This window comes from Halorubrum aquaticum (assembly GCF_900113615.1).
GTDB classification, from domain to species: domain Archaea; phylum Halobacteriota; class Halobacteria; order Halobacteriales; family Haloferacaceae; genus Halorubrum; species Halorubrum aquaticum.
The window spans coordinates 1-12,681 of the sequence record NZ_FOPZ01000016.1 but is presented as its reverse complement, the minus strand read 5'-3'; the positions used below and the strand labels follow the sequence as shown (position 1 = coordinate 12,681).

Here is a 12,681-nt window from a genome sequence, read left to right as displayed (position 1 = left end):
ATCGCAACGACTAATCCGACGCCGGCCGCCATTCCGAGTAATGACCGAGAAAGTCACCGCACGAGCCCATCCGATCCAGGGGCTCGTCAAGTACCACGGGATGCGCGACGCGGAGCTTCGGCTGCCGTACCACGACAGCATCAGCCTCTGTACCGCGCCGACCGCGACGACGACGACCGTCGAGTGGGAACCCGACGCCGCGACGGACACCTACGTCATCGGCGGCGAGCCGGTCGAGGGGCGTGCGGCCGAGCGGATCGACATGGTCGTCGACCACGTCCGCGAGCTGGCGGGGTTCGACCACGCGGTCCGACTGGAGAGCGAGAACTCCTTCCCGTCGAACATCGGCTTCGGCTCGTCCTCGTCGGGCTTCGCCGCGGCCGCGCTGGCGCTCTCGGAGGCCGCCGGGCTCGACCTGTCGCTTCCGGAGGTATCGACCGTCGCCCGCCGCGGCTCCTCCTCGGCCGCCCGCGCGGTGACCGGCGCGTACTCGCTTCTCGAGGCCGGACTCAACGACGAGGACTGCCGCTCGCGCCGGCTCGACGTCGGCGTCGGCGAGGACGGCTTCGACCCGGAGGAAGACCTCCGGATCGTGGCCGCGCACGTCCCCGCCTACAAGGAGACCGAGGAGGCCCACCGCGAGGCGGCCGCGAGCCACATGATGCAGGCGCGGACCGCCCACGTTCAGGACCAACTCGTGGAGATGAGGGACGCGCTCCGGGAGGGCGACTTCGACCGCATCTACGAGACCGCCGAACACGACTCGCTGTCGCTGACGGCGACCACGATGACCGGTCCCGCGGGGTGGGTGTACTGGCAGCCCGAGACGATCGCGGTGTTCAACGCGGTGCGCGAGCTTCGCGAGTCGGGCCTCGACGTCTACTTCTCGACGGACACCGGCGCGTCGGTCTACGTCAACACCCGCGCGGAGCACGCCGAAGAGGTGGAGTCGCGGATCGCCGAGATCGGGATCGACACCGACGTCTGGGAGGTCGGCGGGCCGGCGCACGTCCTCGACGCGAGCGAGGCGCTGTTCTAGGCGACGTTGGCGGACGCCGGCTGCTGCCGGCGAGCGCTAGGCGAACGGCACGCCGACGACGTCGGTGATTCCCACGATCGGGAGGACGGAGAGGACCAGGATCGCCGCCCCCCACGCGACGAAGCCGATGACCCCGGCGTACAGCCACGAGGTCCCGTACCGGCCCTTGATCACCCAGACCCAGGCGACGAGCGGGACGAACTCGCCGACGATCGGGACCCACGAGAGGAGGAGCTCCGAGAGCCCCCAGACGAGCGCCCCGACGAGCGCCGTGAACACGGCGTGGCCGTAGTCCCGGGTGCCGGTGACGACGGCGGCCGCGACGAAGATCGCGAGCCCGCCGACGAGCAGGCTCACGAGGAACGAGATCAGGGATCCGACGAGACTCATGCGGGCCCTTCTCGCCCGGGACGGTTGAGGGTACCGGCGTCGAGACGCAAGCGACGACCGGACGAACGGAACGAGACGCGGCTACAGCCGCTCCCGGACGTCGGCGGCGACCGCCGAGAGCGCCTCCTCCGCGACCGCGACGCGATCCGTGAGGCTACAGAAGCCGTGTGCCATCGCCGGGTAGTGGCGGCTCTCGACGGGCGTCCCCTCCTCGGCGAACCGCTCCGTGAGCGCGAGGCCGTCGTCGCGAAGCGGGTCGAACCCGGCGGTGACGACGGTCGCGGGCGGGAGCCCGCCGAGGTCGTCGGCGCACAGCGGGACCGCGAAGGGGTTGTGCGCGTCCACCGGGCTCCGGAGGTACTGCTCGTAGAACCACTCCATGTCGGCGCGAGTGAGGAGCGGCCCGTCGGCGTTCTCGCGGTAGGAGTCGGTCCCGAAGTCGTGGCCGGCGATCGGGTACAACAGGAACTGTCCCGCGATCGCGGGCCCGTCGAACTCGCGGGCGTGAAGCGCCGCGACGGCCGCGAGCGCCCCGCCCGCGCTGGTGCCGGCGACGCCGAGTCGGTCGGGGTCACCCCCGAAGGTGTCGGCCACGTCGGCGACCCACTCCACCGCCGCGACCGCCTCGTCGACGGGCACGGGAAACGGGTGTTCGGGCGCGAGCCGGTAGTCGACGGAGACGACGACGGAGTCGGTCCGCGTCGCCAACTCGCGACACGGCCCGTCGATGGAGTCGAGCGTTCCGAGCGTCCAGCCGCCGCCGTGGAAGTAGACGAGGGTCCGTGCGGGCGGCGTCTCCGGGTCGAGGGCGTCCGCCGGCCGGTACACCCGCACGGGAACCTCGCCGTGCGGGCCGTCGAACGCGAGGTCCCGGACGCTCTCGACGGGCGGCTCCGGCTCGCCGGAGAACACCTCGTCCTCCAGCCGTCTGGCGGCCTCGACGGAGAGGGTGTGCCACTCCGGGAGCCCGAGCGTTTCGAGTTCGTCGACGACCGCCGCGAGTTCGGGGTCGAGTTCGGCCGCGCGCATGCGGGGACCGAGGCGGTGGTCCTTTATCAGTCGGTCGGTAATCCCGACCGATGACGGTCCGGCTGTCGTACGAGAACGGGACGATCCGGGTCGACGCCGATCCGGACGGGAGCGACGGCGACGACCGCGCTGCCGCCGATAGCGACGCCGACCGCCACGGCGACGCCGATAGCGACGCCGACCGCCACGGCGACGCCGACCACGACGCCGACCGCGATGGCAACGTCGACCGCGACGCTCCGGCGCTTCCGCCGCTTCCCGGCGTCGAGACCGATCCGCGCTCGGGGACGGGTCGGGCCCCGGCGTACCGCTACGCGGCGATCCGCCGGGCGCTCGCCGTCGCCGGAGTCCCGGTCGACGACCGGGTTCCCGCGTGGGAGCGCGGGGAAGGCGACGGCGACCTCGCGCTCTCGACCGACTACGACCTCCGGGAGTACCAGGCCGACGCGCTCACGGCGTGGCACGACGCCGACGACCGGGGGGTCCTCGAACTGCCGACCGGGGCCGGAAAGACCGTGATCGCGATCCGCGCGATGGTCGATCTGGGCGTCCCGACGCTCGTCGTCGTCCCGACGATCGACCTCCTCGAGCAGTGGCAACGGGAACTGGAGACCGAGTTCGACGTGCCGATCGGCCGGTTCGGCGGCGGCGAGCAGCGACGGGAGGCGATCACGGTGTCGACGTACGACTCCGCGTACCTGAAGGCGGAGGACGTCGGCGACGCCTTCGGGCTCGTCGTCTTCGACGAAGTCCACCACCTCGGCGGCGAGGGCTATCGGGACGTCGCGCGTCTGCTCGCCGCGCCCGCGCGCCTCGGGCTCACGGCGACGTTCGAGCGCCCGGACGGGGCACACGAGACGGTCGCGGAGCTCGTCGGCGACCGCGTCTACGCGCTCGACGTCGACGACCTCGCCGGCGACCACCTCGCCCCCTACGACATCCGCCGTATCGAGGTGGAGCTGACGCCCGCGGAGCGCGAGCGGTACGACGAGAAACAGGGGACCTTCCTCGAGTACGTCCGCGAGTCGGGGATCACCTTCACCAGCGGCGACGACTACCGGAAGCTGGTGATGCGCTCGGGCAACGACCCGCGGGCGCGAGAGGCGCTGCTGGCGAAGTCCGCCGCCCGCGAGGTCATGATGAACGCCGAGCGGAAGCTCGAGCGGCTCGCCGACCTCCTCGAGCGCCACCGCGACGACCGGGTCATCGTCTTCACCGCCCACACCGAGCTGGTCTACCGGATCTCGGAGCGATTCCTGATCCCGGCGGTCACGGCCGAGACGGGCGCGAAGGAGCGCCGGGAGGTCCTCGAGCGCTTCCGTGACGGGACGTACGGCCGCGTGGTCGCCGCGAACGTGCTCGACGAGGGCGTCGACGTCCCCGACGCGAACGTCGCGGTCGTCCTGTCGGGGTCGGGCAGCGAGCGGGAGTTCACCCAGCGGCTCGGCCGGATCCTCCGGCCGAAGGCGGACGACGGCCGGGCGGTGCTCTACGAGCTCGTCAGCGCCGAGACGGCCGAGGAGCGGGTGGCCGGCCGCAGGCGGTGAGGGATCGACGCGTGGCCCCCACGCGACGACGGGACGAACGTGTTCGGGTCGCCTCTTACCCGACCGAGGCCCGTACCGGGGGACATGAGCACGACCGCGGAGGAGCGGCCGGAGGCGGCGGCCGAGGAGGAGTCGAGGGAGACGACGGCCGACGAGGGAGAGGGCGAGACCGGGATCGCCGAGGAGCCGCCGGAGACGACCGTGACGGTCCGGTGTACCGGCCACGTCCGCACGGAACTCGACGGGACCTACGAGTTCGAGTACACGTTCGAGGGGCACACGCTGCGGGCGTTCCTCGACGAGCTCTTCGAGGACTACCCGGAGCTTCAAGAGCTGTTGATCGCGGAGACGGAGGCGGACGCCACCCACAGCGGCTGGGCCCCGACGCCGGAGGAGCTTCCGGGGACGTGGACGAAGAACCCGGTCGGCGAGCAGACCATCGCGTACGCCCGGATCCTCGTGAACGGCCGGTTCAACGAGAACGAGCGCGGGTTCGACACCGAGCTCGAGGAGGGGGACCGCGTCGCGTTGGTGTACCCGTTCATGTTCTGTTGTTGAGGGCGGTCGGACACGTTTATACGCCGACGGTCCCGACCGTCGACCAGTCGACCGCCCCCGACGCCGGGCGATCGGGTAGACACCATGGCACAGATACGCCTCCTCATCGACCTGCCTGACGGACCGTGGATCGCCGACGTCTCGCGTGAGTTCCCGGAGGCCGTCTTCCGCGTGTTGACCGCGACGCCCGGTGACGGAGCGGGGTTCGCGCTCGTCCGGATCACCACCGACGACGTCGACGACGTGCTCGCGGCGATGGAGGCGCACTCGGGACTCGCCGAGACGTCGGTGATGACGCGCTCGCCCGGCGAGACCACCGTCCAGATCGAGGCGTCCTCGCCGCTCCTGCTCCTGGCCGCCCAGGGCGCGGGCGTCCCCATCGAGATGCCGGTCGAGATCACGAACGGGGTCGCCACGCTCGACGCCACGGGCGCGCACGACCGGCTCTCGACGTTCGGCGACCAGCTCGCTGGGATGGGACTGAACTACGAGGTGGAGTTCGTCCAACAGCGCGTGAACCCGAGCCAGCTTCTCACCGAGAACCAGCTGGAGCTCCTCCTGACCGCGGTCGAGGCCGGCTACTACGACGTGCCCCGCGAGAGCACGCTCACCGAGGTCGCCGAGGAGGCCGGGATCGCGAAGTCGACGTGCAGCGAGACGCTCCAGCGGGTCGAGCGGACGATCGTCCGGGAGTTCGTCGAGGACCTCCCGACGGTGAGCGGCGAATTGAAACGGAAGCTGACGGGGGAGTGACACCGATCGAACCCGAGCGGGAGCGGAAACGGCGACCGATCAGACCTCGTAGCCGGCGGTCTCCATCACGGAGGCGAACTGTTCCGTGTCCGTGACGCTCTCGTAGACCATCCCGCCGATCATCCCGCCGGGATAGGTGTCGCCGTTCATCGCGTGGTTCACCTTGTGACAGTGGAGCGCGTAGACGCCCGGGTCGGCGTCGGCGGTGAATTCGATCGTCTTCCGCTCGGCGGGCGCGATGGGAACCACGTCCTCGCGGTGGCGGGCGGACTCGGGAATGACCCCGCCGTCCTTCTCGACGACGGTGAACCCGTGGTTGTGCGTGTGCATCGCGTGCGACTCGTAGCCGGCGTTGACGTAGTGGATCCGTACCCGGTCGCCCTCCTCGACGATCAGCGGCGAGCCCCGTTCGGGGTGGAAGGTGTACGGCGCGCAGCGACCGTTCACGGTGAACGCGTCCGGGTTGCGGTCGCGGTGGCTGAAGGAGACGTCGCCGCCCGCCATCGATGCGGACAGGCGGGTGTCCCAGTCCTTGATCGTCATGAACGCCTCCTTGTCGGGGGCCTCGTATCCCTCCGGATCGACCCGCAGGATCCCGAACATCCCCATGTCGAGGTGGTTCTGCGTCTGGTAGTGGCAGTGGTAGAGGTGCGTTCCCGGCTGGTTGGCGGTGATCTCGTAGGTGTACTCCTCGCCCGGCGCGACCTGTCGGCCGGTCGTGGTCGGGACGCCGTCGTCCATCCAGCTCTTCGAGAGCCCGTGGACGTGGAAGGTGTGCGGCCGGTTGTGCTCGGTGTTGTCGTAGGTGATCTCCAGGTCGGTCCCCTCCGTGACCCGGAGCAGGGGGCCGGGTACGCTGGGGTCCGTCTCGGGCGTCTCCCACGCCCACACCTCCGGAAGCTCCCAGGGACCGCCCCGCGACTCGTCGCCGAGCAGTTGGTGCCGGCACGCCCGCGTGGACATCGTGATCGCCCCGTCGGTCTCGTCGAGGTCGATCGTCGTCCGCGGCGTCGTGTACGGGTGGTCCGTCTCCACCGCGGTCGAGTCGCTGCCGGACCACTCCTCGACCTGCTCGACCTGCTGGGTCCCTTCGGTCGATCCTCCCTCGCCGGTGTTCGCGGGCGTCGCGCTCGCGCTGGCGTCAGATCGAGGGGCCCCGCAACCCGCGATCCCGACGGTTCCGAGGGCGGCAGCCACCGAGAGGAAACCGCGTCTGGACGTCGTGTTCCGACCGAACGTGTCGTCGTCGTTCATCACGGGCGGGACTCGGAACCACGTTCGGTTAAGCGGAGATCGGAATCTCGGGGTTCGGAAATCCGCCCGAACACGTTCGTAGCGATCCGTAACCGTCGGAGGGTTCATCGGATCCGCGGAGGGGGTCTCGAGGGCCGAGGATACCACCCACTCGCGGCGACGGCGGGGTGGACGCGTCCCGTCGACTATTAACTCCCCCGTCGCCTACCGGGTGGCGTGTTACGGAAGGACCTCCTGCGCGTCTCCCGGGCCGGCGGCGGGTATCGTCCCCGGTTCGTCGGCCGGGAGCACCGGCCGCTCGCCGCGAAGGTGCTCGGGGCCTTCGAGGCCAACGTCGGGGAGCCCCGGTCGGCGGTGACGGCGGCGATCGATGCGCTGGAGGCTGACGAGGACGACTTCAAGCTCGTCCGCGGGCTCGCCGCCCTCGTCGAGCGCGAGTGCGTCTTCGAGGAGCGGGCGACCGTCCCGCCGCCCCGCGTCCGCCGCGTCGCCTTCGAGGCGGCCGAGGCGGTCGGCGTCGCCGACGAGGACGACCGGGAGCGGGCGATCGCGCGCGCCGCCGACCGTCTCGGGGTCGATCCCGGCGTCGTCGAGGCGGACCTGTACGCGGACCGCGAGCGCAACGAGGTCCTCGTCGACGCCGACGTGCGTTGGGACCCGGACGCCCTGCTCGACCAGTACGACCTCTCGCTCGCGCAGACCGCGCTCTTCGACGCCACCGAGGTCCGCGTCCGCTCCGTCGACCCCAAGGCGCTCGTGAGCGCGGTCAAGCGGCTCCGGCTGATGTACGAGCTCCGCCGAACCGACGACGGCCGGGAGCTCGTCGTCACCGGCCCCGACGCGCTCTTCCGGCGGACCAGACGCTACGGCACCGCGTTCGCCCGGCTGTTGCGAACCGTCGCGGGCACCACCGAGTGGCGGCTGGAGGCGACGATCGACGACCGGGGAACCGAGCGGACGATGACGCTCACCGAGGCCGACGTGACCGTTCCCGGCGTCGAGCCGGTCGCCGAGCCGGACTTCGACAGCGGCGTCGAGGCCGACTTCGCCGCCCGCTTCCGCGGGCTCGACCTCGACTGGACGCTGGTGCGGGAGCCGGATCCGCTCGCGACCGGCACCCGCGTGATGATCCCCGACTTCGCCTTCGAGTACGACCACGCCGACTTCCGGCTCTACTTCGAGGTGATGGGTTTCTGGACCCCGGAGTACGTCGAGAAGAAGCTCGACCAACTGGCGGGCGTCGAGGACGTGGACCTCCTCGTCGCCGCCGACGAGAGCCTCGGCGTCGGCGAGGCGATCGCCGCGCGCGACCACCGCGTGCTCACCTACACGGGGAGCGTCCGGGTCAAGGAGGTCCTCGACGTGCTCCGCGGGTACGAGGCCGACCTCGTCGCCGAGGCGGCGGCGTCCCTCCCGGAGTCGTTCGCGCCCGACGACGACGTCATCGGACTCGCGGAACTGGCGGACCGCCACGGCGTGAGCGAGTCGGCGATCGAGGACGGCCCGTTTCCCGACCACGAACTCGTGGGACGGACGCTGATCCGCCCGGCCGTTCTGGACCGGCTTCGCGAGGAGGTCGACGACGGGACGTCGCTGTCGGCGGTCGAGGAACGCCTCGACGAACGCGGGATCGACGACGCGAGCGCGACGCTCTCGACGCTCGGATACCGCGTCGAGTGGGAGGGGTTGAGCGGGGGGACCGTCCGGAAGAAGGGGGTCTCCGACGGAGACGGGTGAGGTCAGTGCCGCGGGCGATCCGGTGCCGCGGGCGATCGACGCGCCCCGGCGAGTCCTCCGGCACGACCCGACGTTTTCGATGGTTGATAACTTGCGAATGATTATATATGTCCGGTCGCCGTGTTGTAAAATGAACTACACATGGTGACGGACATACGAACGCGGTTACTGGGACGGGACGTGTCGTTCCCGGTCGAGGAGTCGCGGCTGGCCTACTGGCTGGTCGTGATGCGGTTGATCGTCGGCTGGTGGTTCCTCCACGCGGGGCTGGACAAGTTCCTCGCGTGGCCCTTCGACGCGAGTTGGTTCGTCGGCGGTGCGGCCGCACAGACGACGCTGGGGCCGATCCTCGTCCTCTTCTCGGACGGGATACTGCTGTCGTTCACGAACGTGATGGTCCCGCTCGGACAGACGCTGATCGGGCTGGGGCTGATCGTCGGGGCGTTGACCCGGCTCGCCGCCTTCTTCGGCGCGTTCCTGATGACGTTCTTCTACTTCGTCAACGGGGAAACCGGCGGCTGGTCACACGGCGTAGTCACCGGCGACTTACTCGGGCTGTTGATCTTCGCGATGATCGCCACGCTCGGGGCCGGGCGCGTGCTCGGCGTCGACGCCTACCTCGCGAGGACCGAGTTCGTCAGGGACCACCCGCGGCTGCGGTACTTCATCGGCTAACGGAGACACCAGACATGACCCAACTCACCACGGCGGAACGGATCGCGTTGTACGGCGGCGGCGGCCTGCTCCTGATCGGCACGCTCGGGATCGGGCTGCTCGAGATAGTCGCGGGCGCGCCGCACCCGGTGTCGGGGGAGGGCCAGATCGTCCACGAGACGCTGGTCCCGCTCTCGGTCCGGTCGTCCATCATGCTCCTCGGACTGCTCCTGTGGGGCGTGTACGCCGCCTCCAGCGTGGCCCGCGAGCCCCCGGCGGACACGTCGATCTGAGACGGGCGGAGCGGTCGATCGACCGAATCGAGTTTTCCGCCGTCGCGTCCATCCGAGCGTGAGCGTCCCTCTCCCGCTCACACGCTCGCTTCGAACCCGGCGGCAGCACGGTCCCGTCGGTCCGCGATCGCCTCACGGTCGGTGAACTCCCGAGTCTCCTCGTCCCGATACCGGGAGACTGCGGCGAGTTTCGACGCCGCTTCGGCGTCGATCGTTCCGTCCGTCATCAGTTCGTCGAACGACTTCGTGCCGGACTCCGCCTCCGCGTCCGTCTCGTCTCCCACCTCCGAACGCCCGTCGGCTCCAGAGGACTGCCAGATCCCGTCGAGGTCACGGTCACGGAGGTCGTCTACCGTCTCGATGCCGATCGACGAGAGCGCCTCGACTCCCTCGTCGCTCATCGCCACGACGTCCCCGAGGCGGTTCGAAGGGAACTCCCCCTCGGGGTCGACCGTGACCTCGACCGGCGCGTCGAACACCGCCGGATCGGCGTCGTCGACTGCCTCGAGAGCGTCGTCGAACCGGTCGCGAGCCTGCCGGTAACGGAGCTTCGAGAGGGTGTATCGGCCGTCGGCGTGCGCGACGATCGCGGTGAGGAAGCTCTCCTCGGCGGCCCGCAACGGCTCCGCGACGGACCGTCGACGCTCCCGGAGTCCCTTCACCGCCGCCCGCTCCTCGCGCACCGCCTCGAGATCGGTCCGTATCCGGGCCCGCTCGCTCGAGGCGGTGTACTCGTCGGCGGCGAACCGGTCGTCGGCGGTTCGATACAGTCGAACCGCCTCGTCGTAGTGGCTCTCGGCGACCCGGATCTCCCCGTCCGCGCGGGCCGCCCTGGCGTCCTCGACCCGTTCCTCGGCGGTTTCGTGGAGGTCGTACGGGTTGACGGGATCGCTTCGGACCTCGTCGGCGGTGGTCTCGTCGACGTCGCCGGTCCCGTCGAGATCGCCGTCCGTGGAGTCTGGTCCGCCCGGATCCGCGTTCTCAGCGGCGGCGTCGACGGTGAACGGCCGATAGAACCACCAGATCACGGCGGCCGTGGCGATCACGCCGACCGGAACCGCGTTGGCGACGGCCCGGGACCAGACCACCGCGGGGAACACGGTGGAGGACGCGAGCAGTCCGACGGTGACTCGGGGGTCCTCCCGTCCGGTCGCGACTCCGCGGGCGGCGTTCGCGGCGGCGCCGAGATAGCAGCCGAAGGGGACGAGCCACAGCAGCGCTTCGCCCGTGGGGAGCTCCCCGACCCGCCGGATGGAGGACAGCATCCGCCAGGGGTCCACGGAGAACTCGACGGTCCACGTCAACACGTGTGTGAGCCCGGGATCGACGACCAGCGGCGCGACGCCGAGCGCGATCACCCCGACCAAGGCGGACGGCGAGGAGCGGTTCATGCGAACGGATACGAACGAGGAGACCTAACTCACACGGTAGTGACACGAAGGCGACGGGGTCACGATCACCGCTCGACGACCGACAGGTCCGCCCGGCTCCCCTTCGGCACCACGGAGCGGAGTTCGTCGTAGAGGTAGAGTCCGACGCCGATCGGGGCGGTCCCGCCGGCGATCCGGTGGGAGACGATCAGGTATCCCCAGTCGCCGTCCCACTCGGGGAGGTCCTGGTCCTCGCCGGCGAGGAACCGGCTCGCGCGCTCGGGACCGAGTTCGACCACGTTCTCGGTCGCGTGGTCGCCGAACCGCTGGACCGCGCGGGTCGTCGGCTTCCAGTGCTCCTGACGGGTTCGCAGGAACGTCATCCCGATCGCCTCGACTCGGCTCGGGTCGACGGCCTCGCCGTTGAAGACCCACACCTTCCCCGCGCCCTTCTCCCAGAAACCGTACCCGCCGAGCACCTCCCGGCCGATCCCGAAGCGCGTCTCCCACCAGTCGAGGACCTCCTCGCGGCTGGGCCGGCCGGCCACCTCGCGGTCGGCGGGGGTCTCGGGGAGCCGGTCGAAGCGCTGGCCGTCGTTGGTCGGTTCGCGGTCGTCGTCGTGGTCGCTCATCCGGCCACCTCCGTTCCGTCTCCGGCACCGTCGTCCGCTTCGCCGACGCGGAGCCTCGCACAGAAGAACCCGCCCGTGTCGTTGTGGTGCGGGTAGACGCGGTGTGCCCGGGTCACGCTCTCGTCATACGTCTCGCCGTCCCACTCGGTCACCCCGGGAGCCGTTTCGAGCGGGAGGTCGAACGCGACGACCTCGCAGTCCTCGTTCGCGAGGGCGTGATCGAGGACCGCCTCGTTCTCCTCGGGCGCGAACGTACAGGTCGAGTAGACCACGGTCCCGCCGGGGCGGGTCGCCTGGATCGCGCGCGTCAGGATCCCCTTTTGGATCCCGGCGACGCCGTGGACGTGGTCGAGCGTCCACTCGTCGAGCACGTCCGGGTTCTTCCGGCAGGTCCCCTCACACGAGCACGGCGCGTCGACCAGCGCCCGGTCGAACGCGTCGAACGCGAGCGGCTTCACGGAGAAGTTGCGGGCGTCCTGGTTGGTCACGATCGCGTTCGTCACGCCGAGCCGCTCGGCGTTGTGCCGCAGCGCCGAGAGCCGGCCGAGGTTGTTGTCGTTGGCGACGACGGTCCCGGCGTCGTCCATCAGGTCGGCGATCTGCGTCGTCTTGCTTCCCGGGGCCGCACACGCGTCCCAGACGCGGTCGCCCGGCCGCGGGTCGAGCGCCAGCGCGGGCAGGGCCGAGACCTCCTCCTGACCGTGCGTCCAGCCGTGTGCGTGCGGCCAGTTCCCGCCGGGGTTCCCGTCCGGGAGCCGGAAGAGTCCGTCGTGCCAGTCGACCGGATCGTGGGCGACGCCCGCCTCCTCGAACGCCTCGCGGACGCGGTCCGGGGAGGCCTTGATCCCGTTCGTGCGGACGACCGACGGGAGGGGCCGGTCGCAGGCCGCCCGGAACGCGTCGACGTCGTCGACGAGGGGTTCATAGCGGTCGAGCGGGTTCATGGCCTCCCTTCCGTGCCGGACGGTTAGTCGGTTTCGGGTCGACCTCGGTGCGACCGCGAGCGCGAAACGGGAAGCACGTCCAACGACCGCGATCTCGACTATATGTCGTTCCGAGGCGAAGAACACGTCTAAATCCCCCGGCCGTAGGGCTCGCACGGCTCCCCCGTTGCGTCCCACCCGATCACACAGCCCCGCACCTCACGCCTCCCCACCTCACGCCTCCCCACCTCACGCCTCCCCACCTCACGCCTCCCCACCTCACGCCTCCCCACCTCACGCCTCCCCACCTCACGCCTCCCCAGCCTCGCGATTCGCGCTCTCCGAGCGCTCATCGCGTCCCTCGCGTTCCGTCTCGCGAGCCTTCGGCTCGCTCGCGGGAGCGCGCCACCACACTCGATCGAACGAGCGGAGCGACGGCCGATCGCCACGCCTACCTTTAGGTCGCCCGGCGTCGTACCGCCGCACATGGCGCGAATATCCG

General features: G+C 70.5%; 13 protein-coding genes. 7 read left to right on the top strand and 6 right to left on the bottom strand.

Translation table 11 applies throughout. The features are described 5' to 3' along the window. Positions 1-40 precede the first annotated feature (40 nt). A complete protein-coding gene (mvaD, locus tag F3H10_RS12350; protein WP_149785068.1) occupies positions 41-1,039 on the top strand; it encodes a phosphomevalonate decarboxylase MvaD in 999 nt (332 codons plus the stop codon). 36 nt (positions 1,040-1,075) lie between these two features. On the opposite strand, the gene F3H10_RS12345 is transcribed toward mvaD, so the two are convergent. Both F3H10_RS12345 and F3H10_RS12340 read right to left on the bottom strand, forming a co-directional pair. After that, positions 1,076-1,429, bottom strand: a complete 354-nt coding sequence (locus F3H10_RS12345) for a hypothetical protein (RefSeq protein ID WP_149785067.1) — start codon at positions 1,427-1,429, stop codon at positions 1,076-1,078. 81 nt (positions 1,430-1,510) lie between these two features. Continuing rightward, entirely contained in the window at positions 1,511-2,458 is a 948-nt protein-coding gene (locus F3H10_RS12340; RefSeq protein WP_149785066.1) for an alpha/beta hydrolase, read from the bottom strand. Between the two features lie 50 nt (positions 2,459-2,508). Between F3H10_RS12340 and F3H10_RS12335 the strand changes: the two genes are divergently transcribed. The 3 genes from F3H10_RS12335 (at position 2,509) to F3H10_RS12325 (ending at position 5,316) form a co-directional block, all read left to right on the top strand. Next, the gene (locus F3H10_RS12335; protein WP_223174309.1) at positions 2,509-4,005 is read left to right on the top strand and encodes a DEAD/DEAH box helicase family protein; all 1,497 of its coding nucleotides are present in this window, start codon (positions 2,509-2,511) and stop codon (positions 4,003-4,005) included. A gap of 84 nt (positions 4,006-4,089) precedes the next feature. Further along, entirely contained in the window at positions 4,090-4,563 is a 474-nt protein-coding gene (locus tag F3H10_RS12330) for a MoaD/ThiS family protein (RefSeq protein WP_149785065.1), read from the top strand. An 84-nt stretch (positions 4,564-4,647) separates the two neighbouring features. Beyond that, positions 4,648-5,316: a helix-turn-helix domain-containing protein gene (locus F3H10_RS12325; RefSeq protein ID WP_149785064.1), complete on the top strand. Its 669-nt coding sequence runs from the start codon at positions 4,648-4,650 to the stop codon at positions 5,314-5,316. A gap of 39 nt (positions 5,317-5,355) precedes the next feature. Here F3H10_RS12325 and F3H10_RS12320 read toward each other — a convergent pair whose 3' ends face one another. Further along, the gene (locus F3H10_RS12320; protein ID WP_149785063.1) at positions 5,356-6,570 is read right to left on the bottom strand and encodes a multicopper oxidase domain-containing protein; all 1,215 of its coding nucleotides are present in this window, start codon (positions 6,568-6,570) and stop codon (positions 5,356-5,358) included. Between the two features lie 216 nt (positions 6,571-6,786). On the opposite strand from F3H10_RS12320, the gene F3H10_RS12315 reads away from it, so the two are divergent. The 3 genes from F3H10_RS12315 (at position 6,787) to F3H10_RS12305 (ending at position 9,254) form a co-directional block, all read left to right on the top strand. Further along, entirely contained in the window at positions 6,787-8,307 is a 1,521-nt protein-coding gene (locus F3H10_RS12315; protein ID WP_149785062.1) for a DUF790 family protein, read from the top strand. A 141-nt stretch (positions 8,308-8,448) separates the two neighbouring features. After that, positions 8,449-8,982, top strand: coding sequence for a DoxX family protein (locus F3H10_RS12310; RefSeq protein WP_149785061.1), 534 nt, complete (start codon positions 8,449-8,451; stop codon positions 8,980-8,982). A gap of 14 nt (positions 8,983-8,996) precedes the next feature. Then, positions 8,997-9,254, top strand: coding sequence for a hypothetical protein (locus F3H10_RS12305; RefSeq protein WP_149785060.1), 258 nt, complete (start codon positions 8,997-8,999; stop codon positions 9,252-9,254). Between the two features lie 77 nt (positions 9,255-9,331). On the opposite strand, the gene F3H10_RS12300 is transcribed toward F3H10_RS12305, so the two are convergent. The 3 genes from F3H10_RS12300 to F3H10_RS12290 form a co-directional block, all read right to left on the bottom strand. Then, positions 9,332-10,645 carry a hypothetical protein gene (locus F3H10_RS12300; protein ID WP_149785059.1) on the bottom strand — a complete coding sequence of 438 codons (1,314 nt, stop codon included), beginning with the start codon at positions 10,643-10,645 and terminating at the stop codon, positions 9,332-9,334. A 65-nt stretch (positions 10,646-10,710) separates the two neighbouring features. Continuing rightward, entirely contained in the window at positions 10,711-11,256 is a 546-nt protein-coding gene (locus F3H10_RS12295; protein WP_149785058.1) for a DUF7122 family protein, read from the bottom strand. Then, positions 11,253-12,200: an RsmB/NOP family class I SAM-dependent RNA methyltransferase gene (locus tag F3H10_RS12290; protein ID WP_149785057.1), complete on the bottom strand. Its 948-nt coding sequence runs from the start codon at positions 12,198-12,200 to the stop codon at positions 11,253-11,255. Before F3H10_RS12290 ends, F3H10_RS12295 begins: the two co-directional genes overlap by 4 nt. Positions 12,201-12,681: the final 481 nt, after the last annotated feature.